At 55.7% G+C, this 25,937-nt stretch carries 23 protein-coding genes; 8 read left to right on the top strand and 15 right to left on the bottom strand.

What is annotated here, in order from left to right:
• Positions 1-77: 77 nt before the first annotated feature.
• On the top strand, positions 78-1,715 hold the full coding sequence (locus ACL2XO_RS12905; protein ID WP_413724204.1) for an ABC transporter substrate-binding protein: 1,638 nt from the start codon (positions 78-80) through the stop codon (positions 1,713-1,715).
• A gap of 12 nt (positions 1,716-1,727) precedes the next feature.
• On the opposite strand, the gene ACL2XO_RS12900 is transcribed toward ACL2XO_RS12905, so the two are convergent.
• Together ACL2XO_RS12900 and pta are read right to left on the bottom strand one after the other, a co-directional pair.
• Positions 1,728-1,880: a DUF3309 family protein gene (locus ACL2XO_RS12900; protein WP_203523086.1), complete on the bottom strand. Its 153-nt coding sequence runs from the start codon at positions 1,878-1,880 to the stop codon at positions 1,728-1,730.
• Between the two features lie 274 nt (positions 1,881-2,154).
• The gene (gene pta, locus ACL2XO_RS12895) at positions 2,155-4,290 is read right to left on the bottom strand and encodes a phosphate acetyltransferase (protein WP_413742881.1); all 2,136 of its coding nucleotides are present in this window, start codon (positions 4,288-4,290) and stop codon (positions 2,155-2,157) included.
• A gap of 256 nt (positions 4,291-4,546) precedes the next feature.
• Here pta and ACL2XO_RS12890 point away from each other — a divergent pair, with 256 nt between their 5' ends.
• The 4 genes from ACL2XO_RS12890 to ACL2XO_RS12875 all read left to right on the top strand — a co-directional run bounded on the left by ACL2XO_RS12890 (position 4,547) and on the right by ACL2XO_RS12875 (position 8,080).
• Positions 4,547-4,855: a PTS sugar transporter subunit IIB gene (locus ACL2XO_RS12890; protein WP_132921961.1), complete on the top strand. Its 309-nt coding sequence runs from the start codon at positions 4,547-4,549 to the stop codon at positions 4,853-4,855.
• A 9-nt stretch (positions 4,856-4,864) separates the two neighbouring features.
• Complete coding sequence (locus tag ACL2XO_RS12885) at positions 4,865-6,178, top strand: PTS sugar transporter subunit IIC (RefSeq protein WP_132921962.1); 1,314 nt, start codon at positions 4,865-4,867, stop codon at positions 6,176-6,178.
• A gap of 20 nt (positions 6,179-6,198) precedes the next feature.
• Positions 6,199-6,543, top strand: coding sequence for a PTS lactose/cellobiose transporter subunit IIA (locus ACL2XO_RS12880; RefSeq protein WP_132927768.1), 345 nt, complete (start codon positions 6,199-6,201; stop codon positions 6,541-6,543).
• 100 nt (positions 6,544-6,643) lie between these two features.
• Positions 6,644-8,080 carry a glycoside hydrolase family 1 protein gene (locus ACL2XO_RS12875; RefSeq protein ID WP_413742880.1) on the top strand — a complete coding sequence of 479 codons (1,437 nt, stop codon included), beginning with the start codon at positions 6,644-6,646 and terminating at the stop codon, positions 8,078-8,080.
• A gap of 20 nt (positions 8,081-8,100) precedes the next feature.
• On the opposite strand, the gene ACL2XO_RS12870 is transcribed toward ACL2XO_RS12875, so the two are convergent.
• The 13 genes from ACL2XO_RS12870 to ACL2XO_RS12810 all read right to left on the bottom strand — a co-directional run bounded on the left by ACL2XO_RS12870 (position 8,101) and on the right by ACL2XO_RS12810 (position 21,257).
• Positions 8,101-9,153, bottom strand: coding sequence for a LacI family DNA-binding transcriptional regulator (locus ACL2XO_RS12870; RefSeq protein ID WP_132921964.1), 1,053 nt, complete (start codon positions 9,151-9,153; stop codon positions 8,101-8,103).
• Between the two features lie 204 nt (positions 9,154-9,357).
• A complete protein-coding gene (locus ACL2XO_RS12865; RefSeq protein WP_132921965.1) occupies positions 9,358-9,900 on the bottom strand; it encodes a glutathione peroxidase in 543 nt (180 codons plus the stop codon).
• A gap of 123 nt (positions 9,901-10,023) precedes the next feature.
• Positions 10,024-11,892, bottom strand: a complete 1,869-nt coding sequence (gene kup / locus ACL2XO_RS12860) for a low affinity potassium transporter Kup (RefSeq protein WP_413742879.1) — start codon at positions 11,890-11,892, stop codon at positions 10,024-10,026.
• A 128-nt stretch (positions 11,893-12,020) separates the two neighbouring features.
• Positions 12,021-12,827: a polyphosphate kinase 2 gene (gene ppk2 / locus ACL2XO_RS12855; protein WP_132921967.1), complete on the bottom strand. Its 807-nt coding sequence runs from the start codon at positions 12,825-12,827 to the stop codon at positions 12,021-12,023.
• 126 nt (positions 12,828-12,953) lie between these two features.
• On the bottom strand, positions 12,954-13,577 hold the full coding sequence (locus tag ACL2XO_RS12850; protein ID WP_413742878.1) for an RBBP9/YdeN family alpha/beta hydrolase: 624 nt from the start codon (positions 13,575-13,577) through the stop codon (positions 12,954-12,956).
• The gene (gene citG, locus ACL2XO_RS12845; protein ID WP_132927769.1) at positions 13,574-14,389 is read right to left on the bottom strand and encodes a triphosphoribosyl-dephospho-CoA synthase CitG; all 816 of its coding nucleotides are present in this window, start codon (positions 14,387-14,389) and stop codon (positions 13,574-13,576) included. Before citG ends, ACL2XO_RS12850 begins: the two co-directional genes overlap by 4 nt.
• 79 nt (positions 14,390-14,468) lie before the next feature.
• Positions 14,469-15,014 (bottom strand): citrate lyase holo-[acyl-carrier protein] synthase, encoded by a 546-nt coding sequence (gene citX / locus ACL2XO_RS12840; protein ID WP_132921969.1) that lies wholly within the window; start codon positions 15,012-15,014, stop codon positions 14,469-14,471.
• Positions 15,015-16,541 carry a citrate lyase subunit alpha gene (gene citF, locus ACL2XO_RS12835; protein ID WP_203521763.1) on the bottom strand — a complete coding sequence of 509 codons (1,527 nt, stop codon included), beginning with the start codon at positions 16,539-16,541 and terminating at the stop codon, positions 15,015-15,017.
• 31 nt (positions 16,542-16,572) lie between these two features.
• Positions 16,573-17,448 (bottom strand): citrate (pro-3S)-lyase subunit beta, encoded by an 876-nt coding sequence (gene citE / locus ACL2XO_RS12830; RefSeq protein ID WP_132927770.1) that lies wholly within the window; start codon positions 17,446-17,448, stop codon positions 16,573-16,575.
• On the bottom strand, positions 17,445-17,738 hold the full coding sequence (gene citD / locus ACL2XO_RS12825; RefSeq protein WP_132921971.1) for a citrate lyase acyl carrier protein: 294 nt from the start codon (positions 17,736-17,738) through the stop codon (positions 17,445-17,447). Before citD ends, citE begins: the two co-directional genes overlap by 4 nt.
• A gap of 28 nt (positions 17,739-17,766) precedes the next feature.
• Positions 17,767-18,846, bottom strand: coding sequence for a [citrate (pro-3S)-lyase] ligase (citC, locus tag ACL2XO_RS12820; protein ID WP_413742877.1), 1,080 nt, complete (start codon positions 18,844-18,846; stop codon positions 17,767-17,769).
• A 58-nt stretch (positions 18,847-18,904) separates the two neighbouring features.
• Positions 18,905-19,780: a fumarylacetoacetate hydrolase family protein gene (locus ACL2XO_RS12815; protein WP_413742876.1), complete on the bottom strand. Its 876-nt coding sequence runs from the start codon at positions 19,778-19,780 to the stop codon at positions 18,905-18,907.
• Positions 19,781-19,886: 106 nt separating this feature from the next.
• Positions 19,887-21,257, bottom strand: coding sequence for a 2-hydroxycarboxylate transporter family protein (locus tag ACL2XO_RS12810; protein ID WP_413724198.1), 1,371 nt, complete (start codon positions 21,255-21,257; stop codon positions 19,887-19,889).
• A gap of 465 nt (positions 21,258-21,722) precedes the next feature.
• On the opposite strand from ACL2XO_RS12810, the gene ACL2XO_RS12805 reads away from it, so the two are divergent.
• From ACL2XO_RS12805 to arcA, 3 genes are all read left to right on the top strand, one after another.
• Positions 21,723-23,369: an ATP-binding protein gene (locus tag ACL2XO_RS12805; RefSeq protein WP_413742875.1), complete on the top strand. Its 1,647-nt coding sequence runs from the start codon at positions 21,723-21,725 to the stop codon at positions 23,367-23,369.
• Entirely contained in the window at positions 23,356-24,054 is a 699-nt protein-coding gene (locus ACL2XO_RS12800; RefSeq protein WP_413742874.1) for a response regulator, read from the top strand. Before ACL2XO_RS12805 ends, ACL2XO_RS12800 begins: the two co-directional genes overlap by 14 nt.
• A gap of 637 nt (positions 24,055-24,691) precedes the next feature.
• On the top strand, positions 24,692-25,912 hold the full coding sequence (gene arcA / locus ACL2XO_RS12795) for an arginine deiminase (RefSeq protein ID WP_413724196.1): 1,221 nt from the start codon (positions 24,692-24,694) through the stop codon (positions 25,910-25,912).
• Positions 25,913-25,937: the final 25 nt, after the last annotated feature.

Below are 25,937 nucleotides of genomic sequence, written 5' to 3'. Positions count from 1 at the left end.
CCGGTTGACAAGCAGGTGGGTAGACTGGGTAACAACATCAAAAACGTCTATTCCACCTTCATCGAGGAGAGCTTCTTATGACTGCGTGTTCTTTGTTTTCCGGCGGGCAATATGTCTTGTCCCTTTGCATCGGCCTGGCGCTGCTGCCCGCAGCCCCCGCCTTCGCCGCCGCTGTGCCGCCTGGGGCCGAATTGGCCGCCCGGCAGGAAATCGTGCGGCAAAATATCGCCGAACCGGCGTCACTGGACCCGCACAAGGCGGAAAGCGACAACGAATTCGCCATTATCAACGATTTTTTCGAACGGCTGGTGGCGGTTAACGATGACGGCACCGTCGAGCCCCGGCTGGCGGCGAGCTGGGAGCAAAAACAGCCTACCCTGTGGATATTCCATTTGCGGCCCCATCTCACCTGGTCCAACGGCGACGCCCTCACCGCCCGTGATGTGGTATCGAGCTGGCGGCGCCTGGTCTCACCTGATACCGCCTCCCCCTATGCCAGCTATCTCGCCAATATGCAGGTAGCGAATGCGGCGGATATCGTCGCGGGCAAAAAACCGCCTGAAGCCCTGGGCATCAAGGCATTGGACGACCTTACGCTTGAGATCCGGCTGGACCAGCCGCTGTCTTATTTTATGGACATGCTGGCCCATCAGGCATTGGCGCCGGTGAACAGCGAACTTATTCGCCGGTGGGGCGATACCTGGACCCAGCCGGGGAAATTTGCCGGCAGCGGACCTTTTACCCTGCAGGAATGGGTGGTGAATGAAAAGGTCGTGGGCGTTCGCAACGGCCGCTATTGGGATAACGAACATACGATAATCGACAAGGTGACATTCTTGTCCCTCGTGTCGGAAAATTCCGCGCTGAACCGCTATAGAAGCGATGAAATCGATATTGTTAAAACCGTACCGGAAATCCAGTTTGCCGCGCTGAAAAAAAAATTGGGCGATGAGGTGCGCATTTCGCCGCAATTCGGCACCTATTTTTATGATATCAACACCGGCAAACCGCCCTTTGACGACGTACGGGTTCGTCTGGCCCTGAATCTCGGACTCGACAGGGAGATTATCGCCGCTGACATCATGGGGCAAGGGCAAACGCCGGCCTATATGTTCAGCGCGCCCGACATCGGCGGTTTTAAACCGGCGCCGCCGGCCTATGCCCATTGGCCCCGGGAGCGGCGCATCGCCGAAGGAAAGAAACTCTTGGCGCAGGCCGGCTTCGGCGAGACGCGGCCGCTTAAATTCACTCTACTGTATAATACCTCCGAGACCCACCGGCGGCTCGCCATCGCGGCAAGCTCCATGTGGAAGAAAAATCTGGGCGTCGAGGCGACGTTAAGCAATCAGGAGTGGAAAACCCTGTTCAGCAGCGTGCGCAGCGGTAATTTTGAAGTGTCGAGGACAGGTTGGTACGCCGACTACAGCAATCCTGCGACGTTTCTGAATAATTTCCGATCTCAGGATAGCGGCAATTATGCCAAATACAGCAACGCGGATTTCGATCGCGCCTTGACAAAGGCGGCCGACGCAAGCTCTGTTTCAAAAGCAATGGAGTATTATCAGGAAGCTGAAGATATTTTAGCAAAAGACGCACCCGGCATCCCCATTTTTTACCATGTGGCTGCCAGGCTGGTGAAACCCTATATCGGTGGATATTATGAAACCCGATTGGGGTATATTTCCACTAAAGATCTCTATGTATTACATCATTAAGCTTGTTTCGGGTCAGATCCTTCCCATCAGAACCAAAACAATCAGAATAACCACAACAACGCCAAGAATACCGCTGGGAAAATAACCCCAACTACGGCTATGCGGCCAGCTGGGCAGCGCGCCGATGAGGAGTAAAATTAATACGATAAGTACAATTGTTCCGATGCCCATGTGTGTAGCTCCTGTAAATTTTTGAACTGTTCCCGTGATATCGTACTAAATAATGTTCACGATATAACCGGATGAGCACATATTCAGTCTGACCCTAAAAGTATAGCCAGGAAATAATATTTCACAGAATATTTTCATATGCGGGATTTGTTTACTGAAGGAGGTGAAGGCATATCAATGCAATGATCATTATTGCCATTAATTTGCGTCCCGATGCCGGGGGTTGTTGCCCGGCATCGGGATGAAACGCCGCCTCTTTTGGCGGCGATTATTGCGTGGCCTGGATGGCGGTAAGGGCTATGGTATAAACAATATCGTCCACCAGGGCGCCGCGGGACAGGTCATTGACCGGTTTGCGCAGGCCTTGCAGCATCGGACCGATGGAAACCAGGTCGGCGGAACGCTGTACCGCCTTGTAGGTGGTATTGCCGGTATTCAGATCAGGAAAAATAAAGACCGTGGCCCGGCCGGCCACCGGCGAGTCCGGCGCCTTGGTGCGCGCCACGTCGGCCATAATGGCGGCATCGTATTGCAGCGGGCCGTCAATCACCAGATCCGGGCGTTTGCGCCGCGCCAGCGCGGTGGCTTCCCGCACTTTATCCACATCGCTGCCGGTGCCCGAGGTGCCGGTGGAGTAGGACATCATCGCTACCCGCGGCTCGATGCCGAAGGCGGCGGCCGAGTCGGCGGACTGAATGGCGATTTCCGAAAGCTGTTCGGCATCCGGATCGGGATTGATGGCGCAGTCGCCGTATACCAGCACCTGCTCCGGCAACAGCATGAAAAATACCGATGAAACCAGCGAGCTGCCCGGGGCCGGTTTAATCAGCTGCAACGCCGGACGAAGGGTATTGGCGGTGGTATGTACCGCGCCGGAAACCAATCCGTCCACATCCCCTGCCTCCAGCATCAGGGTACCGAGCATCACGTTGTCTTCCAATTGCTCCCGCGCCACCACTTCGGTCATGCCTTTGCTTTTACGCAGCTCCACCAGCCGCGCCAGGTAGCGCTCGCGCAGCGGCGCCGGATCCTGTAGCGCCACATTGTCACCCAAAACCACGCCCTGGGCCGCGGCCACCCGGCGAATGTCGTCGGGATTGCCCAGCAGGACACAATGAGCAATGCCCCGGTCGGCACAGAGGGCGGCGGCCCGGATGGTGCGCGGTTCATCCCCCTCCGGCAACACGATGCGCTTGCCGGCCCGCCGCGCCCGTTCGGTCAGGGCATAACGGAATGCCGGCGGCGAGAGGCGGCGGGAATGCTCCGAGGCAGCGCTCAGTGAATCAATCCACCCGCTATCGATGTAGCCGGCCATGTAGTCCTGTACTTTCTCCACCCGTAAACGATCGTCCGCCGGCACTTCCAGATTAAAGCTTTGCAAACTCAGGGACGTCTGCCAGGTATTGGTATTGACCATCATCACCGGCAAACCGGTCTGGAACGCCCGCTCGCACAGCGTGGCAATGGCCGGGGGAATGGGATAGCCGCCGGTAAGCAGGACCGCGCCGATGGCCACCCCGTTCATGGCGGCCAGGCAGGCCGCCACCAGCACCTCGGGGCGGTCCGCGCAGGTGACCAGCAGCGCGCCGGCGCGAAAGTGCTGCGCCATATTGGCCAAACCGCGGGCGCAGAAAGTCACGGACTGCACCCGGCGCGTCTCTAGATCGCCGGCATTCACGATGTGGGCATGAAGATGCCCGGCCATATCCACGGCGCGGGTGGCTATCAGATCATAGTTCCAGGGGATACAGGCCAAGACCTTTAGCGGACTGTCGGCAAACAGGGGGCGGGTATCCGCGGCGGCGTCATCATGCTGGTTGGCGGCGTCGAACAGTTCGGACAGGTCTGGGCGCGTTCGGCCCTGTTCATCCACCGGGGCGTGCCATTTATTGATGATAACCCCGGCGATATTCTTGTTTTGGCAGCCGCCGAACCCGGCGCAGGCCAACTCCAGCCGCGCCTTCAGCTGCGCCGGTGAATCGGCCCCCAGGGTGGTGACAAAAACCATGTCAGCGTTCAACGCCCGGGCGATGTCGTAGTTCAGACCATTGGCGAACTGATGGCGACGGGTCAGCATCAGCCCCTCAATCAGGACCACTTCGGCGTCCTGCCGGGTTTCATGATAGCGGGCGACAATCTCCTCCATCAGCACATCGCGGCGATTGGTGCTTAACAGGGTTTCCACATAGTCCATCGCCAGCGGCTGCGCGGCGGGGATCCCTGAATTGGCCCGAATGATGGCGGTGGTCTGGTCAGGCAAACTCGCGCCGTCGCGCTGCTGGGCGATGGGCTTATATACGCTCAGGCGCACGCCCTTGCGCTCGATGGCCCGGATCACGCCGAGACTGACGCTGGTCAGCCCCACATGGGTACCGGTTGGAATTAGCATAATGGTTCGAGACACGGTTGACCTCTCGGCAAATAGTCAGATCTATGTTGGATGATGAATTGGCTTGGCCGTATCATGAACACCTTTCATCCTGAATTCTTTAACCCAGCTTACAGACTTGATTTCCATTAATCAGAAATCCGCTAAAAAGTTATCCTGAAACAAGAATTGACCTCCATCACAAAACTGCAACCGGTTTCTGAAACCGGTTGCAGAGATTCTTTTTCTCGCGTCATACTGCTGCCAGACCAATAATCACAAGGCTCGTCTTATGAAAAAAATACTCTTATGCTGTGCCGCCGGGATGTCCACCAGCATGGTGGTGAGGAAAATGCAAAAAGCCGCCGAAATAAAAGGAATAGAGGTGGAAATCAATGCGGTGGGTCTGGAAGAGTTCGCCGCGGAGTTCCCCCATTACGATTGTTGTCTGCTGGGACCGCAAATCAAATATAAATTGAAAGATTTTAAAATAATCGCCGATGAGCAGCATAAACCCATAGCCGTCATTAACAGCATGGATTACGGCATGATGAACGGCGAAAAAATATTAAACGATACTCTGGCGCTGCTTAATGCCTAGGAGATGAATATGTCCGGAATTAGCGAATCGGTATTCGGCGTCATTGAAAATACCATTAGTCCGATAGCAGGGAGATTATCCAGTCAACGGCATGTCATGGCCATCCGGGACGGATTTATTTCCGCAATGCCGTTTCTGATTGTCGGTTCCTTTATGCTGGTATTTGCCCATCCGCCCTTCTCCCCCACCAGCACTTGGTCCTTCGCCCAATGGTGGCTGCGGATGGCGCAGCAGTATGAAAACGTTATTCTGATGCCCTATAACATGACCATGGGTATTATGTCGGTGTTTATCGCCGCGGCGATATCTTATAATCTGGCCACCAGCTATAAAATGAACGGTTTTATGGCCGCCCTGCTGTCATTAATGTCATTCCTGGTAGTGGCGGCTCCGCAAACCGCGGATAAAATGCTGCCGGTATCATCGCTTGGGGGGACCGGGATTTTCACCGCGATATTGGTGGGAATCTATACCACCGAGCTGATACATTTTCTGGAAGTACGGCATATCGGTATCCATCTGCCGGAACAGGTACCGCCGAAAATAAAACAGTCCTTTGATTTGTTGATTCCGGTACTGGCGATATTCTTTACCCTTTACCCGTTAAGCCTGCTGATCCAATGGCAATTCGGCATGCTGCTGCCCCAGGCCATTATGGCGCTGTTCCAGCCGATTGTTTCCGCTGCCGATACCCTGCCGGCCATTTTGCTCTCCGTATTGATCTGCCATCTGCTGTGGTTCGCCGGCATTCACGGCGCGGTCATCGTCGGCGGCGTGTTGCAGGCTTTCTGGCTGACCAATCTGGGCATCAACCAGCAGGAACTCACCGCCGGACAACCCTTAACCCATATTTTTATCGAACCGTTCTGGCTGTTTTTCATCGTGATTGGCGGATCCGGTTCCACCATGGGGCTGGTGGGGCTGTATTTACGCAGCCGATCCGCCCATTTGCGCTCCATCGGCAAGCTCAGCATGGTGCCCTGTATTTTCAACATTAACGAACCGGTGATTTTCGGCTCTCCGGTGGTGATGAATCCCACCCTCTTCATTCCATTTATTACCGCGCCGCTGGTTAACGGTACTCTGGCCTATATCGCCACCCGTACCGATATGGTGGGCCGGGTGATTTCCGTGGTGCCCTGGACCACGCCTGCCCCCATCGGCGCCGCCTGGTCCACCGGCTGGGATATACGCGCCGCGTTCCTGGTGGTTGTCCTGGTGGCCGTATCCACGCTGATTTATTACCCCTTCTTCAAAATCTACGAACGGCAACTGCTGGCGCAGGAAGATCCGTTGCCGCAGACCCAGGCCCAGGAGGCATAACCATGAGCGAGACAGTGGCGATGGATATGGAAAGTACGGTCATGGCTTTGATTATCTTTGCCGGCGAGGCGCGTTCCGAATCGATGGAAGCGCTGCGCGCCGCCCGCAACCGGGAGTGGCTGAAGGCCGATGCCCTGTTGGCCGCCGCCTCCGACGCCGCCCGCCAGGCGCACCGTATCCAGACGCAATTAATAGGCGCCGACGAGGGCGTGGGTAAAATTCCGGTGAACCTTATCATGGTACATGCCCAGGATCATCTGATGAACGCCATGCTGTGCCGGGAATTGGTTGAAGAAATCATCGTCCTGTATCGCGAAATCGACACCCTAAAGCATCCGGGCGAAGCCTGCGGGCAAAAGCCATGATCTCGGGGCGCTCCGTTTAAGCGGAATTGAGTAAGCGGTTTTAAATAAACGGGTTTAATCAGCCCGGGGCTCACCGTATCGAAAATCAGAGGGAATTATTATGCATTACCAAACACCGGCGCCGTTTCCACAGGGATTTCTTTGGGGCGCCTCCACGTCTGCCTATCAGGTGGAAGGCGGCTGGAACGAAGAAGGCAAAGGCCCGTCGGTCATCGACCGGGCCTCGTTTCCACCGGAACTTAGCGACTTCACCGTCACCAGCGATCACTATCATCATTTTGCCGGCGATATCGCCCTGTTTGCTGAGATGGGTCTCAAAACCTACCGGTTTTCCATCGCCTGGAGCCGCCTGTTTCCCACCGGCGAAGGCGAATTGAATTTCCAGGGCGTGGCATTCTACCGCCGCCTGATTGATGAGATCCGCCGCCACGGCATTGAACCGCTGGTGACGCTGTACCATTTCGATTTACCCTGGGCGTTGCAACAGCAAGGCGGCTGGTCGAACCCACGCACCGTCGACGCCTTTGAGCGGTTCGCCCGTACCGCCTTTGAACTCTACGGCGGCCAGGTCAAGTATTGGCTGACCATCAATGAACAGAATATGATGATCCTAAAAGGCGATGTCATCGGCACGCTGCCGCCGGGCACCGCCAATCCGCAAAAAACCCTCTATCAGCAAAACCACCATATGATGCTGGCGCAGGCCAGGGCAATGATTGCCTGCCATGAGATGCTGCCCGAGGCCAAAATCGGCCCGGCGCCGAACATTTCCTGCGTCTACCCCGCCAGTTCCCGGCCGGAAGATGTGATTGCCGCCAATAATTTCTCGTCTATTCGCAACTGGCTCTATCTGGATTTGGCCTGTTTCGGGCGGTATAACGCGGTGGCCTGGAGTTTTATGCGGGAAAAGGGCTACCTGCCGCAGATAACCGAAGAGGAGATGGCGCTATTGCAGCGGGGCCGTCCCGACTTTATCGCGTTTAATTATTATGCCTCCACCACGGTTGCCGACGGACAAGACCGCGGCGCCGTCGGGCAGGAGCGCCGTGAAGTGGAGGATCAGCAACTACCCGGCATCGATAAATCGGTGTATATAGGCGCCGATAATCCCAACCTGGAACACAATGAATTCGGCTGGTATATCGACCCGGTGGGTTTCCGGGTGACCTGCCGGGAAATATACGAGCGCTACCGGCTGCCGTTAATCATTACCGAAAACGGCCTGGGCGCGTTTGACCGGCTGGCGCAGGATAATAAAATTCATGACGATTACCGTATTCGCTACCTCAGCGCCCATATCCGGCAGCTGCAGCTGGCGATTACCGACGGCGTCGAGCTGTTTGGCTACTGCCCCTGGTCAGCCATTGACCTGGTCAGTACCCATCAGGGCATCAGCAAACGCTACGGATTTATTTATGTCAATCGGGATGAGCACGACCTAAAGGATTTGGCCCGCTATCCGAAAAAGAGCTTTTACTGGTATCAGCGCGTCATTACTACCAACGGGGAGCGTCTGGATACCGATATTGAGTATTAGCTATTAGCAATGCGCCGGAGCTAAAGGTGTCCCACCGGCGTTTTTTTCGGGCGCGAGGTGGCGGCGAAAGGGCCGGGCACCACCGAATCGCGAATCACCAGCTCGCCGCTGAAGGGTTTTAGCGGCGACACCGGCTTGCCGTCCAGCACGTGAACCACCTGATCGAGCGCGCTTTTGATCATCTCCGCCACCGGCACATGGACGGTGGTCAGGGGAGGATTGAAATAGGATGCCACGGGAATGTCATCGAAACTCACCAGGGAGATGTCGCCGGGAATGGTTTTGCCATGTTCCCGCAGCGCCTTGGCGGCGCCGATGGCCATATCGTCGTTAGAGCACACCAGCGCGCTGAAACCCGCCGGGCGCCGCAGGAGTTCGGCGCAGGCTTCATAACCGCTGCCGAGGGACCAGTGTCCCGGCGCCATCAGCGCCTCATTCAATGAAATGCCCTTTTCCCTCAGCGCCTGCCGATACCCCTGTTCACGGGCGCCGGCGGTGGGAGATCCCTGCGCGCCGCTGATAAAGGCAATGTCACGATGCCCCTGCTCTATGAGATAACCCACCGCCTGGCGGGCATCGGCCTGATGGGTGGCGAACACGCAGTGCTGCCGCGCCAGCGGCAGGTTGCGGTTGATGACGATAAAAGGAATCTCGTGCTGGCGAATAATCGCCATCAGCTCTTTCTCCCCCAGAAAACGCGGGTAGATAATCACCGCATCGCAGCGGCGATCCAGCAAAAACTGTATGGATTCCAGCTCGCTTTCCGCGCTGTATTTACCGTCCACCAGGATCAACTGCCGGCCATAGTTTTCGGTCATCTTGGCGGTTTGATATAACAGCTCGCTAAAATAGGGGCCGTTGAATATGGAGTTGGTGACAATCAGGCCGATGCTTTGGGAATTTTGCGTGGCCAGGCTGCGCGCCACCAGATTGGGACGGTAGCCGGACTCTTCGATGGCATTGAACACCCGCTGGCGGGTGCTCTCCTTGACATAGTTATTACCCGCCAGGACACGGGATACCGTGGACTTGGAAACGCCCGCTTTTCTTGCAACATCCTGCATGGTAATCATCTATGAAGCCTTGTTCAACGGACGCACGGGGGAAACATCCTGCTGATTTTAGCATACCGGACTTCGCGCTATAAAGCTTTCCGCGGCCGGCGAATGCCTTTGAACCAAGCGCCCGTCAGCCGGCTATTTCCACTGCCGCCAAACAGGCTGCGCCGGACGCCCGGCAGCTGAATAGATCCGCCGGACGCCGGCGGGCTGCAGGCGTTACGCCAGAGCTTTATCAATGGCCGACAGCAACCGTGGATCGTCGGCGGTCACATCCGGCGCAAAACGCGCCACCACCTCGCCCTGCCGGTTAATCAGGAATTTTTCAAAATTCCATAATACATCCTGGCGATTGACGGGATCGACGCCGTAGCCTTTCAGCCGTTCGCGGAACGGCCCCTCCCCTATGGCGTCCGGCTGCGCCGCCGTTAATTTCCCGTACAGCGGATGCCGGTCCTCCCCCAGCACCGAAATTTTCGAAAACAGCGGGAAATGCACATCGTAGGTCAGCGTGCAAAAATCCTTGATCTCCGCATCGCTGCCCGGTTCCTGGCCCTTGAAGTTATTGGCGGGAAAACCCAGCACTTCCAGCCCCTGGGAATGCCGGTCCTGATAAAGCTTTTCCAATGCTTCGTATTGCGGGGTCAGGCCGCATTTGGAGGCGACGTTAACCACCAGCAGCGCTTTGCCGCGATAGTCCGCCAGGCTGGCGGCGGTGCCGTCGATTTTTTTAACGGGAATGTCGTAAACGGAATCTGTCATGAATTATCCTCTTGAATACGCTGATGAATCACGCTCCGCCAGACGCGGCCGGGGCAACGGATACTTGATGACAATAACACGCCGGACGGCGCCTTGCATGCCGCCCGTGGAGAAAGTCAGCCGCTAGATTTCCACCTGCGTGCCCAGTTCGATAACCCGGTTGGGAGGAATTTCATATTCATCCGCCACCCGCAGGGCATTGCGGCTCAACGTGATAAACAGCTTGCCCCGCAGGAACCGGAGCCAGGACCGCTTGGTCAGGATCAACGCTTCGTGCGACATGAAAAACGAGGTTTCCATGATCTGGCAGGGTAAGCCTTCCAGGCCGCAGCGGTGGAATATTTCCAGCATATTCGGCGCTTCAAGCCAGCCGTAGCGGGCTACTACCCGCCAGAACGTGGGGGATAGCTGCTCAATGACCACGCGGCGGACGTTATGGACGTAGGGAGCATGCTCCGTGCGCACCGTCAGCAGGATCACCCGCTCATGCAGCATCTTGTTATGTTTGAGGTTATGCAGCAGGGCAAAGGGGATGACATTGGTGATATGGGACATAAATACCGCCGTACCCTGGACGCGCACCGGCGGATTTTTCTCCAGGGAGGCTATCATCGCCTCCAGGGAGTTGCCGTGGGAGTGCAGCTTGCGCGCCAGACTGAAACGTTCGGTATTCCAGGTGGTCATGACGATAAACATCACCAGCCCCAGCAGCAGCGGCAACCAGCCGCCGGAGAACAGTTTAAGGGCATTTGAGGCGAACATCGGCACGTCAATGACCAGCAGCGCCGCCAATATCAGCCCTACCAGGACCCGGTTCCAGCGCCAGGTATTTACCGCCACCCAGGTCACCAGCAGGCTGGTTAACAGCATGGTGCCGGTGACGGCGATACCGTAAGCCGCCGCCAGGTTGCTGGAGTGTTTGGCAAAGGCAATGACCAGCACCACGGCCACATACAACATCCAGTTGATGGTGGGGACGTAAATTTGCCCGGATTCCTCAGCCGAGGTATGGATTATGCGCATCGGCGGCAGATATCCCAGGCGCACCGCCTGGCGGGTCAGGGAAAAGACGCCGGAAATAACCGCCTGGGAAGCGATAATCGTCGCCAGGGCCGACAGGATCAGCAGCGGGATCAACGCCCAGCCGGGGGCCAATAAAAAGAAGGGATTGATGATGGACGACGGGTCTTGCAACAGCAACGCGCCCTGGCCGAAATAGTTAAGCACCAGCGACGGCAGCACCACCACGAACCAGGCCAGCTGGATGGGGCGTTTGCCGAAATGCCCCATATCGGCATACAGCGCTTCCACGCCGGTAATGGCCAGCACCACCGCTCCGAGGGCAAAGAAGGACAATTTTTTGTATTCAACGAAAAAATGCAGCGCCCATGCCGGGTTTATCGCTTGCAGGACCGCCGGGTAGATCATAATACTGCGTACGCCCAGCAGCGCCAGGGTCAGGAACCATGCCAGCATCACCGGCGCGAAAAACTTGCCGACGCGGCTGGTGCCGTGCTTTTGGATCATGAACAGCAGGGTAATGACGGCAATGGAGGCCGGGACGATATAGCCGGAATAGGACGGTGCGACAATCACCAGCCCCTCAATGGCGGAGATTACCGAAATGGCCGGAGTAATTACCACATCGCCATAAAAAAAGCCGCTGCCTATCAGCCCCAGCACCATAATCAGCGTCGCCGTGCGCGCCGGGGTATTGCGGCCGGCCAGGGACATCAGCGTCATGATGCCGCCCTCGCCGGCATGATCGGCCCGCATGACATAAATCAGGTATTTCAGCGAAACAATCAGGATCAGCAGCCAGAAAATCAGGGAAAGGAAGCCGAATACCTGGTCCGGACGAACATCGAAACCATAGTTGCCGGAAAAGCATTCTCGCAGGGTATAGAGGGGACTGGTGCCGATATCGCCGTACACCACGCCGATAGCCGCAAGTGTTGCCACAGACAACGGCTGTTTATGTTCTGTGCTCATAGATTCAACTGCAGGATCCGAATGGAAGGCGGTAAGCGTCCGTTACCCGTGACGCCTCGCGGAAAAGCGCTCAGTATGCACCTGAGCGTCAGATTTCCTAAGAAAATCTTGGTGATTCATGAAGAGATCTACGGCGCCAGGCGGCCGTTTTCAATGCAGACGGTATCAAAGGCGAAGACCACTTCGGGATCCGGCAGGGCCAGTTTTTTGTCCTTTCCCTTATAATTCAGCCGTCCCAGCAGGTCGCGCAGAATGTTGATCCTTGCTTCGTGCTTGTCGTCGGTATGCACGATGACCCACGGCGTATTGGGGGTGTGGGAGCGAATCAGCATTTCATTGCGTGCATTACTGTACTGCTTCCACTGTTTGGTGGCCTGCTCGTCGATGGGGCTGATTTTCCATTGCTTAAGAGGATCGGTTAGCCGGGCTTCCAAACGCTCTTTTTGCTCGTGCTTGCTGATATCAAGGTAATATTTAATGATTTTAATGCCTGAATCCACCAGCAGCTGTTCAAAATCCGTCACCGTATTCATGAACAGTTCGTACTCTTTATCGCTGCAAAAACCCATCACCCTCTCAACGCCGGCGCGGTTGTACCAGCTGCGGTTAAACAGCACCATCTCCTGCGCCGCCGGCAATTCCGCCACGTAACGCTGAAAGTACCATTCGGCGCGATCCCGCTCTGACGGCTTGCCCAGGGCGACAATGCGAAATTCCCGCGGGCTCAGATGCTGGGAAATGGTCTTGATGATACCATCCTTGCCCGCCGCGTCGCGCCCTTCAAAAATCACCAGGATCTGATCGTTGGAGGCAATAATTTCCCGCTGCAGCTTGACCAGCTCGATTTGCAGTAAATGCAGGGTCTGATCGTACTCTTTGCCCGAGTAGGGATGTTCCGAATCATGATCCGGCTGATGATCGTTGCTTTTACTCATTATTTTTCTCCGTTACTTGCGCTGCGCATAACCCAAACTGCATTGATTATGGCATACCCGCGGCGAACCCTAAGATTAATTGATACCGGTATGGCCGATTTGCGCAAGGCGGATTGTAAGCAGATTTTAAAACAGCCCGCGGGCAGGGCCGGGATTCAGTTCGCGGGCGAACTGGCCGATGCGCTGCAAACCGTGGGGCCAGGCGCCGAAACCCGATTGTGCGTTGATATGCCCCCCCTCGCCGACATCCACCAGCTCACTGCCCCAGGCCTGTGCCCAGTAGCGGGCGCGGCTGAACGCCAGCAGCGGGTCGTTATGGCTGGCGAATAGCAGGCTTGGCACCGGTAACGGGGTGGCAAGGATACGCTCTTCAAGCTCGAAACGCACCGGTTCGGCAGGCGCCACCAGCACTACGCCGGCCACCACGCTGGGGAATTGGCTGGCGAAATACCATGATGACAGCGCGCCAAAGCTATGGCCTATCAACAGTAAGCGCGAGCGCTGCTCCCCCAGCTCGCGCCGGATCGCCGCCACCCAGCCGTCCAGATCCGGATCCTGCCAGTTGCGCTGCGTGATGCGCAGCCAGTGCGGATGCCGTTGCCGCCAGCAGCTTTGCCAATGTTCCGGCCCGCTATCCTGAATGCCCGGCACCAGCAGAACGGTCAGCGCGCCGAAGGGGTCGTCGGAACATGGCGACGAGACCCCGTCGAGGGAAATTCCACCGAGGCGCGCCGATCCATGTCCGTTCATAGGGGCAGGTGCGCCAGGACATAAGCCACCGCCAGCAAATCAGCGCTGCCGCCGGGGCTGAGATAAAGCGCTGTCAGCGCGGCATCCATTTGCCGTAGCTCGGCGATATCCCAGCCGCAAAGCAATAAGCGCCGGGCGTAGCGCTGCACAAAATGCAGGCCCGGCAGGCCGCCGCGCGAGACCAGGTTGGTATCGGGATTATAAGCCATGAGCAGTAGCAGACAGTGCAGCATAATCATGGGCTCGCCGGCGCCGTCGGCCTTGAGGCGATCCCAGTCGGGTAAAACATACCGGCGCACGGTGGCGAATCCGCTCGCCGCTTCCCCGCGCGCACCGGTCATGCCGTAGCGCTGAAACAGCTGCTCCCCCGCCGTAGCCGCCCGCCGGCGATCCGCCAGCTCTGTCATCACCATACGGGCGCATATTGCCGCCACTTCGTCACACAATCCCCCGCGGGTTAACGGCTGTAAGCGCCCTTTCAGCCGTCCGGCGGCGGTGCATAATAACCCGAGGGAGAAAACCCCGCCTTTGTGGGTATTGACGCCGCCGGTAGCGGCAAACATCCCCTGCTCGCAGGCCAGCCCCAGCGGACGTATGCGGGCCAGCACCTCCCCGGCCGGAAGCGCGGCATAACGATAGCCAAGGGCGGTAAAGCGGCTGAACCAGGGGACTATGGCCGCGATGCTGCGCAGGAACAGCGGTAAATCCATATCCCGGTGCGCACCGTTATTGCAGTTATCCACCAGTCCCGGTTTGGGCGTCAAATACACCTCCTCCCGCAGCGCGGCGGCGGCCAACCGCGCCACCGCCATAAGTTCGGCATCGGCAACGGGATAATGGAGCGGAATGGGCGGATTACCGCTTATCGGGCCGGCGTCGCTTCGCAGCGCTTCAGCTTTCATCGCGGACAAAATACGCCTCCAGCAGATCCTTTATTCTCGCCGTCAACTGAGGCAACGGATGCCGGCGGGACCGCCCGCAGGCATGGGCGGGTTGGTCGCAGACAAGACAGCGGCGTCCGGCCTGACTAAGAAAATTGCGGCCGATAATACCGTCGTGGACCGAAATAACATCCATATCCCAGAGACGGCCGAGGGGATGCTCCTGCTCCAGCGCCACCGTGGCGGCTTTTATTTCCCCGGCCCCATGCCCCACCGCCCAAAACGCCTCCGGTCCGGTGGGCAGCCAAAAGGCCTGTCGCGCCGCCACCGGCCAGCCGCGGCCGGTCAACATCCCCTCGCAAACGTTGATGGCTTCCGCCATCAATTGCCGATAAGGGGCCGAATCCTTCACCGGCCCCGGCGTTACCAGCGTCAGCGAAATCAGCGGCCGGCCATAACGGCCGATCCACTCCCGTTGCCGCGCCGCGCGGCGCTCCTTCGCCGCCAGCAGTTGATCCAGCGTAACGTCCGCGGCGATATCTCCGGTCAGAGTCACCTAGTCATCCTCTTTTACCTGGCGTACCACATCAATCACGCTGCCATCGCGGTAGCGCACCACACCGACAATCCGCGAAGTAAACTCGATGGGCCTGGGTTCACCGGTCAGCGCCACCGCCCGCTGATAGAGCTGTTCGATATCCAGCACTTCGAGACCGGCTTCTTCCAGCCGCCGGCGCACCTCCGGCCGCGCCGGATTGACGGCGATGCCTTGATCGGTCACCAGAACGTCGACGCTTTCACCAGGCGTTACCCGCGTCGTCACCTGGCGGACCACGGTAGGGATACGGCTGCGCGTCAGGGGCGCCACCACAATGGTCAGATTGGCCGCGGCAGCCACATCGCAATGACCACCCGAAGCGCCGCGCATCACGCCGTCGGAACCGGTAATAACGTTAACGTTGAAATTCACGTCGATTTCCAGCGCGCTGAGAATGACGATATCCAATTGATCGCAGCAGGCCGCCTTGGCGGCGGGGTTGGCATAGACATTGGTGGAAATTTCGATATGGCGCGGGTTATGTTGCAGCGACTCCGCCGACTGACTGTCAAAGGACTGGGTATCGAGCAGGATATCGATCAGGCCTTTCTCATGCAGATCGACAATGCTGCCGGTGATACCCCCCAGCGCAAAGCGGGCCTTGATATGGCGCCGCTCCATCTTTTCCGCCATAAAACGGGTACAGGCGGTGCTTGACGCCCCCGAGCCGGTTTGCAGGGAGAACCCGTCGACAAAATAGCCGGAATGCTCAATGACCTCGGCGGCGCTGCGGGCGATCATCAGCTCCCGTGGATTACTGGTGACCCGCGCCGCGCCCACGCTGATTTTAGCCGGGTCCCCCACCTGATCCACCTTGACGATATAGTCAACCTGATCCTGAACCAGACTGGCGGGCAGATTGGGAAAAGGCAGCAAGGCTTCGGTGAGCAATACTACCTTGCGGGCAAAACGCGCATCCACCATGGCATAGCCCAGGGAACCGCAGCAGGATTGACCGTGGCTGCCGTTGGCATTACCGAACTCATCGCTGCACGGCACGCCGAGAAACGCCACGTCGATCTTGAGCTCGCCATCCTGCAGCAGTTTTACCCTTCCGCCATGGGAATGGATTTGTACCGGTTCTTCCATCAGGCCATGGGAAATAGCGTCCGCCAGCTTGCCGCGCATGCCCGACGTATAGATGCGGCTAATCACGCCCGCCCGGATGGGTTCTATCAAGGCATCATTGCAGGTCATCAGCGAACTGGACGCCAGCGTCAGGTTTTTAAACCCTAAGCGGGCAAGGGTTTCCACCACCCGATTAATGACCATATCCCCTTCCCGAAAGGCATGATGGAACGAGATGGTCATACCGTCACGCAGTCCGCTGCGTTCAATGGCCTGTTCCAGGCTGTCGCAAAGCTTGCGCTGGTGTTTGGCCAGATTATCCGCCAGCCAGGGCGTGGTACTGCACGCATGGCTGAACTGCGCCAGTTGCCCGAGATGCCGATATTGCGTCTGTAGATTGTCTAAAAAATCACTCATTAGGTATTCCTGTATTTATTCGCCTAAACCGCTACCGGCGCACGCCGGAAGCCCTGGCACGGTCCAGTACCACCTGGGCATGGTTGATAATCGGGCCGTCAATCATTTTCCCGTTCAACGATATAACCCCCAGGCCTTTACGCTCTCCGTCCTCGGCGGCGGCAATCACCCGCCGGGCGTAGTCCACCGCTTCCTGGGTCGGCGCATAGGCGTTATGCAGCAGTTCAATCTGGCGCGGGTTAATCAATGATTTACCGTTGAAACCCATTTTGCGTACCAGCTCCACTTCCCGCAGGAAACCGGCCTCGTCGTTGATATCGGCATAGACCACATCGAAAGCGTCGATGCCGGCGGCGCGGGCCGCGTGCAGCACCGCGCAGCGGGCGTAGAAAAGTTCGGTGCCGTCGCCCCGTTCGGTTTGCATATCCATGACATAATCAAAGGCCGCCAGGGCAATGCCGATAAGCCGTGGAGAACAGCGGGCTATGGCCACCGCGTTAATCACGCCGATGGCCGATTCAATGGCCGCCATGGTTCGGGTGGAACCCACTTCCCGGCCGCAGGCCCGCTCGATGCGTTCAATATGGGTTTCCAGCTCATGTATATCCTCCGGGCTGTCGGTTTTCGGCAACCGCACCACATCCGCCCCGGCCCGCACCACCGCCTCCAGATCCTTCAGGCCGAACGGCGTATTGAGCGGGTTAATGCGCACTACGGTTTCAATGTCCCGGTACATGGGGTGCTGCAGCGCATGGAACACCAAGATCCGGGCGCTGTCTTTTTCCCGCAGCGAAACGGCATCTTCCAAATCGAACATGATCGAATCGGGACGGTAGATAAACGCGGTGGACAACATGGCGGCATTGGCGCCGGGAATAAACAACATACTGCGGCGAAGCTTTTTCATGACATGCTGTCCCATACAATATCTTCCGCGCCGGCGGCCCGTAATACCGCGGTCTGAATGCGGGCGCGGATTACGCAATCCAGCGCCCCTTTATCGTCGATAATGATCAACCCTTCCGTAACGCCCATGGCAGCCAGCGTTTGATCAATGACCTGACGGATTTGTATGCCGAACTGTTTTATCACCTCGCTGTTCACGACAATGTTCAACTCGCCGTCGGCCGGGGCGATTTTCACCAGCAGATCGCTGGATTCAAACGTACCGGCCAAGGATTCTTTAACTATCTTCATAATGACTGTCCTGACAAAAAAAATTCGGTTACGCACATTCCGACCGGTGATGTGACGTTAAAAAGGCAAACGTACAGGGCGGCACGATTTCCCGGATGTGCGACATCTGCCGATCCTTTAGCAATGCCCGCACTTCCGAGGCTGAAATCGCCCAGCCGGAGGATTGGCATTTGCGGGGAATCTCCACCACCGACACCGGCGGTGAAGCTGAACGCCCGGGCTCTTCCAACCACACCCGCATATCGCGATTGTATTGTTCAGTCACCGGACAATAGGGCTCGGTGCCGACAAAACGATGGGTAATACCGAGGGCCGGCGCGATATAACGGCGAAAAATCAGCAGATCGATGGCGCTGTAGGTCTGGCCTATAAGCTGCGTATCCCGTAAAAAATAGCCGGGGAACGTCGCCCGCGAAATGAGATAATCCGAGCCGGGATGCACCGTGACATGGCTGAGATGCGCCACGCCTTGACGCACCATTTCAAGACGCTCGGCATAGGAAAAGAGCGACACATCTTCCCGCACCACGAAGATATGCACCCAGTCGCAAACAGCGGCGGCCTGCTCCGCCAGGTAGGCGTGCCCCAGGGTGAAGGGATTGGCATTCATGACGATCCCGCCGATTCGGGCGCCGGGATGACGCTGCAGGGCCAGCGCGCGGCAATAGCGCGTAATGCCCACCGGCGTGTTTTCCATCAGAACCGCCACCTGGTCCCATTGCGCCAGGGGATAAAAGCCGCAGCCCTTGAACAGGGCGATATTGGACGGACGCGTATAAAGAAACAGGTGAAAATGCCCTTGCCGTATCGCCAGATTTTCCACCTCTCCCACCAGGCGGGCGCTCAAGTTATCCCCGCGGTAATCCGCCGCCACCGCGACGCATTTGATGGTATTGCCGGCAATGCCGGCGCACCCCGCCAACTGCCGGCCATCATGGGCCACCACGAAACAATCGATATCCTCATCCATGCCCAGGCCGCTGGTGTCCAGCAGGGCGCGCACCTCGGCCAACCCGCCGCGTTCCGGCAGGGCGCGCCCTTCGTTCAGGCCGTTAGCGGTGCATCGGACCGGCAGCACGGCAAATTCCAACGCGTCCAAATCATACATAGCGCTTACCCTATGGCTCGAATCCCGGGCCTCGGCGATGAGCCCGGCGGTTTTTAAACTACGCGGCGGCATGAGACGACCCGGGCATGGAATAATCAACCGCATCAACAATCTGATTTCTCAAATGGCCGATTTTTTCGATTTCCACTTCGATGCAATCGCCGCTTTTCATGAACAGCGGCGGGGTACGCTTCTTGCCGACGCCCCCCGGCGAACCGGTGATAATCACGTCGCCGGCGTGCAGCCGGGTGAAGGTACTGATGTATTCAATCAGCGCGGCAATACCGTGAATCATGCTGCCGGTATTGTCGTTTTGTACCAGACGGCCGTTTAACCAGGTACGGATGTTCAGGTCATGGGGATTGGGGACTTCATCGGCAGTGGTGAGATAAGGGCCGAACGCGCCGGTTTGCCGCCAATTCTTGCCCGCCGTGAACCAATTATGTTGCCAGTCCCGCGCCGAACCATCCATATAGCAGCTATACCCGGCGACATGTGACAACGCCTGCGAAGCGGGAATACCCTCCCCCTCCCGGCCGATAATCACCGCCAGTTCGCCTTCGTAATCAAATTCCGCCGAAAGACCAGGTTTGACAATCGGCATACCGTGACCGGTTTGGGAATCGGCGAAGCGAATAAAAAGCGTCGGCGCCGGGTTCACCTCATTGAACTCTTTACGCTTTTCGGCATAGTTCATGCCGACGCATAAGATTTTGCCCGGATTTTCAATTACCGGCAGGAATGTTACCTGGTCAACCGCTATATCCGGCGGCTGATGGCACAGATCCTGCGCCTCGGATAAGGCATTGCCGGCCAGCAGGGTTTTAAGATCCGGATAGCGCGGGCCAAGACGGCGGCCTAAGTCAATCAGGCCGTCTGCGGCCACGATGCCGTAGCTCTTGCCGCGCTGATAAACATAACTTGCGAGTTTCATACATTTTCCTGAATTAACATTCTTCTCAACCCGATGGCCCGGCCGGTATTAGCCGGTAAATCACCCTCGTCCGGCATGCACAGCCGGGTCGCAGCGTGGCCGGATATCAAAGTAAGAAGTTGCCCAAGACCAGCAAGGCGACCGAGACGTTTATCGCCCCGCCGATGCGGGTCGCGATTTGGGCAAACGGCATAAGCTCCATCCGGTTGCCGGCGGTGAGGATAGCCACGTCGCCGGTGCCGCCCTGGCCGCTTTGGCAACAGGACACGATGGCCACGTCGATGGGATGCATACCGATTTTTTTACCCACCAGATAGCCGGTACCCACCAGGGTGCAGACGGTGCTGACGATCACCAGCAAATTGGAGAGGGTGAATGCATTCACCAGCTCCTGCCAGGGGGTAATGGCGACGCCGACGGCAAACAGAATCGGGTAGGTCACCGAGGTCTGGAAAAATTTATACACCACCTGGGAGCCTTCCAGCATGCGGGGAGAAACGCCGTGGGCCAGTTTGATCAACACCGCGATAAACAGCATGCCCACCGGGGCCGGCAGGCCGATCAATTTATACCCCAGCATGCCCAGCATATAGAGCAGCACCGCCAGCAGCGCCCCGGCGGCAATAGCGGTCACATCGGTTTTACCGCTAAACGTGCCGGTAAGGGCAGCGGCCGGCTGGTCCTGGCCCGACTGATTGGCCGGCATCAGCTTGCCTTCGCCGGTCAAATGGGGATAGCGTTTACCCAGCCGGTTCAGGCAGCCGGCAATGATAATGGCGGTTAATCCGCCGAGCATCACCACCGGCAATATCCGTCCCAGCACCACGCCCTGTTCCATATGCAGCAATGCGGCGTAACCGATGGAGAGCGGTATTGCGCCCTCACCCACGCCGCCGGCCATAATCGGCAAAATAAGAAAGAAGAAGATCTGAAACGGCGGCAGGCCAAGGGCCAGTCCAACGGCCATACCCACCAGCATGCCGGCCGCCTCGCCGCACAGCATCGGGAAAAAGATGCGCAAAAAACCTTGAATCAGGGTGCGCCGGTCCATGCTCATGATGCTGCCGACGATAATGCAGCAGATATAGAGATATAGAATGTTCGTCGATTTATAAAAACTGGTGGTGGCCGTCACCACCACCTCGGGTAACAAACCGTAATGCACCATTGCTGAAGGAATAAATGTGGCGCAAATAGCCGCCGCGCCCATTTTACCCACCACCGGCAGGCGCTTGCCGATTTCACCACAGGCGAAGCCAAAAAACGCCAGGGTCGCTACCATCACCACGATATCGTTGGGTAATTTCCCGCTCAGGCAATCAATACCGATGAGAATGCCGGCCAATAAAAATAGCGGCAGTGGAATAATACCGATTTTCCAGCTATCAAGGATATGCCACCATTTTTCCTTGACAGAAATTTCTTTCACCGTTGCCGGTTCAGCTGTAGCAATATAACTGTCTTCTGTCGTGCTCATAATCAGCCCCCTTATACCCGCCATACTCCAAGCTGCAGATGCGTTGGTTTTCCTGCAGCTCGAATTATTTAGGGTAAGTAAAATAAGTGCTGGAATACTAAAAAACGGCTGACGTTATTTATGTGATTGAATTCAAATTTAAACCGCTATTTTAAAGGTCTTAAAGATTTTAATGGATTTTATTATTTCATGGTCATGGCAGCGGCGCAATTTATCTTAATAGAATTTTTATGGGTTATATGATTTCAATGGTTTTTATGGTTTTAATGGTTTTTATTCCTCAAAAAAAATAGCTTGTTAATGAAAGGTGGGAGATATGTAGACTGAGTTTTTAACACTCGGCCGACATTTAGCGGTAATATCCCCCAACGGTTGTGGTTGAGATCACACTTTAGATTTAGCGCCCTTACACCTGATTTTAATCATGATAAGATTACCGCGTTTGCCTAATGGCTATGATTTATTATGTGTATAAAAGTTTCTTTCCATATTAAGTTATTTATCAGCCTGATCCTTTTCTTTTCATTATTGCTATTGCTGATAGGCATATATTATTACTACGACTTGGATAAGCAGCTTTATGCTGAACTCGGCGCTCGCGCTCAGGTCCAATCGCGGGAAATCGCCATGATCCCCACACTGATTGATGCGGTTGAAATCAAGGATACCGACGCCATTGCCGCCCTGGTGGGAAAATTGGCAAAGCGCAGCGATGCCAGTTATATCGTTATCGGCGATGAGCACGGTATGCATTTATATCATTCGGGTTATCCCGGCAGCATTGGCAAGTCGATGATCGGTGGAGACAATACAGAGGTATTGCAAGGTAAAGACAGCATTTCCGTGCGGCGCGGCGGTTTAGGTATCTCCTTGCGCAGTAAGGCGCCCATATTCGATGGGCAACATCATATTATTGGCATTGTTTCTATCGGCTATTTGAAAACTCGTATCGATATGCTCAGCACCGGGAAATTAATTAATATTCTCGTGATGGCGTTAATGTTGCTGGTGGCATTATTTGTGTTTTCCTGGTGGTTTGCCAATACGATGAAGAAACAGATGTTTTCACTGGAGCCAAGAGAAATAGGCCTATTGGTCCGCCAGCAAAAAGCGCTGTTGGAATCCATTTTTGAAGGCGTGATTGCCATCGATAAAGAATACCGCGTTGCCGAGATCAATCAAGCGGCCAAATCGATACTCTCCCTGCATGCATCCTCAAGAGAACTGCGCGGCAAACGCCTGTCATCGGTGATTAAACCCATCCCTTTCCTGCAGGAAAAAACCATGCTGGCCAGCGATACCCATGACGAAATCTGCCTTTTCAATCAGGTTACGGTCATCGCCAGCCGCGTGCGGATTTTGCTGGAGGATAAGTTGCAGGGCTGGGTAATCAGTTTTCGCGATCAGCATGAAATAAACAGTCTCAATGTTCAATTAAGCCAGGTGAAGCGCTATGCGGATAATTTACGTATTTTGCGTCATGAGCAGTTGAACTGGACCGCCGCCCTGGCCGGGTTATTGCATATGAAACGCTATGATGAAGCAATACGGTATATTGAAGCGCAATCGGAAAGCGCCCAGGAAATACTTGATTTCGTCTCGGCGCGTTTTTGCTCGCCGGCATTGTGCGGCTTATTGCTGGGCAAGTATGCCGGGGCGCGTGAAAAAAACGTGAAGTTGTTATTTGATCCGGCCTGCGGCCTGGCGCAACTGCCATCCGGCCTGCGCGAAACCGAGCTGATGTCGATTATCGGCAACCTGCTGGATAACGCCGTTGAGGCAACCCTGTTGCGTAAGGGGGAGCGCTATCCCATAGAGGCCTATATTGTCGGTAGCGCCCGTGATGTGGTGATCGAAATAGCCGATCAGGGCATCGGTATCCCCCAGGGGATGCGGGAACGGATTTTCGACGTGGGCATCACCACCAAACCCAGCGGCGATCATGGGCTTGGCCTGCACCTGGTGGCAAATTATGTGAATCATTGCGGCGGAACCATTGAGGTGTCCGCCAATCAACCTTACGGTACGGTTTTTTCCATTTTTATTCCGATGGAAAGTCGTGCAATGTTACCCGACCTCATTAATCCGGATGAATCTGATGATACAGCCTGAAATTTTTGACGTGCTGGTGGTGGAAGATGAAAACCAACTGGCGCAAATGCACGCTGATTTTATCGACGGCCATGCACAGCTTCGTCTGGTGGGCGTTGCGCGCACCTTGAAGGACGCGCGGGAACAGCTCCGTCAAAAGCGGCCCCGGCTGATCCTGCTGGATAATTACCTGCCGGACGGTGAGGGGATCTCATTAATCGACAGCGAACTTATGCGCGGACTGGAATGTTCGGTGATTTTCATTACCGCCGCCAGCGATATGAATACCTGTAGCCAGGCTATCCGCTGCGGTGCGTTCGACTATATTCTTAAACCCATCTCCTGGAAGCGGCTGAGCCATTCGCTGGAACGGTTTATTCAGTTTGCCCGGACCCAGCGGGCCTTCAAAGTGGTAGACCAGCAAAACGTCGATATCCTTTATCAGCTGCAATCCAAAACATTCAGCCAGGATACCGGCAGCAAGGGCATAGAAGAAAATACCCTCAATCTGATCCGGCAAATTTTTATCGCCGGTCAAGACAGCCTGCATTCCGTTGACGATATCGTCAGCCAGACCGGGCTGAGTAAAACCACCGCCCGCCGCTATCTGGAATACTGCGTGGAAATTGATTTCCTCAGCGTTGAAATGCGCTACGGCAAAATCGGCCATCCGCGCCGGCTATACCGACGCCACACCCCTTCGTAGCCACCCTTTGCCGGCCCGTGATTAATTATTCCGGTTATTGCCGGAGCGTTACGATCCTGGCTGGATTTTTATGCACCCAAAACGCCAAAACAGCAACTACAGTTACCTTTAGGTTCGCCTAATGTCTTGTTAATGTATGGATATTAATTTAACTGCGCTTAGGTTCACAATTCATCATCACGGTTAAAATCTCCCCATTCAGCATAGTTTTCCAGCCTGACGTTCCCCCCGGTAAAATATAAAAACCACCGCGACGCATAAAATGTTAATGTTCCTGCGTGAAAAACAAATAAATGCATAACATTCAATGTATTATAAAAAATAAGCCATGACTGTCATGGATATCAAATCCGCCGATGAAGGAACTCCAGTCAATAAAACCACATAAAAATTCAGTTCATGAATAATACCAAATACCTAAATAATGATTGCCATCAATTAACTAACACAGCACGGCAAATAATAAATTAAGCGTGATCCGGATCACTTTCGAATTAAGCCGCCTGGTTAATATGGCCGCCATCGCAATGAAGTAGGCGGTACTTAATTATTTCCCCTTTCAAATATTGATTATTTGAGAGCGGGATACCCTACGCTCTTTTTGCCCCTGTTAATTCTGTGAGAGGCGGTACTAACCATGCAAAGTCATTATGTGGGTTCTGAAATAGGACGACTCCGTCGTGTTCTGCTGCACCGACCAAATTTAAGCCTGAAACATTTAACCCCATCCAACTGCCAGGAATTATTATTTGACGATGTCCTGTCTGTTGAGCGCGCGGGAAAAGAGCATGATATTTTTTCCGACATCCTGCGAAAGGAAGACGTGGAGGTATTATTATTAACCGATATGCTGGCTCAGACGCTGGCTATCGACGAAGCCAAAGAGTGGCTATTGACCACTCAGGTGTCGGATTTCCGCCTGGGACCGTCGTTTGCCCTGGAAATACAGCATTGGCTGCGTACCCTGCCCGACCGGGAACTGGCGCGGATTCTTACCGGCGGATTGAGCTACCAGGAGGTGCCCACCGGCTTTACCAATATGGTGGTAAATAGCCATAGCCCGACTGATTTTATTATCAAGCCATTACCGAATCATTTATTTACACGAGACACATCCTGCTGGATATATAACGGCGTCTCAATCAACCCTATGGCTAAAGAGGCCCGGAGACGGGAAAGTAATAATTTGCGCGCCATTTATCGCTGGCATCCTTTATTTGCCCGGCAATCCTTTTATAGATATTTCGATGACGAAAGGATTAATTATGATAATGCCACTCTTGAAGGCGGTGATGTATTGGTCATTGGTCGGGGAGCGGTATTAATCGGTTTATCCGAACGCACCACGCCACAGGGCGTCGAACTGCTGGCCCGTTCCTTATTTAAACATCATCAGGCCGACCGGGTTATGGCGCTGCAATTACCCAAACACCGCTCATGTATGCACCTGGATACGGTTATGACTCACCTGGATATGAATAAATTCTCGGTTTATCCCGAAGTCATCAAGGCCGAACAGGGCTATTGGAACCTTATCCCCGACGGCCGGGGCGGATTGAAGATGACCGAAGAGCCGCTATTTTTACGGGCCTTGGAACAGGTGCTGCAGGTGGACCCTATCGAGCTTATCACCACCGGCGGCGATGCGTTCGAAGCGGAGCGCGAGCAGTGGAACGATGCCAACAACGTATTGACGGTGCGGCCCGGCGTGGTCATCGGTTATGAACGCAACACCTATACCAACGAGAAATATGACAAAGCCGGCATTACCGTGCTGACCATTCCCGGCGACGAGCTGGGCCGCGGCCGGGGCGGAGCCCGCTGCATGAGCTGCCCGCTGCAGCGTGACGGACTTTGATCGCCTAAGGACAAAACAGATGAAG

The sequence above is a fragment of the Sodalis sp. RH15 genome, assembly GCF_047324255.1.
Lineage (GTDB): Bacteria > Pseudomonadota > Gammaproteobacteria > Enterobacterales > Enterobacteriaceae > Acerihabitans > Acerihabitans ligni.
Note: the sequence above shows the minus strand (reverse complement) of the source record. Positions and strands in the feature narration are given on the sequence as shown.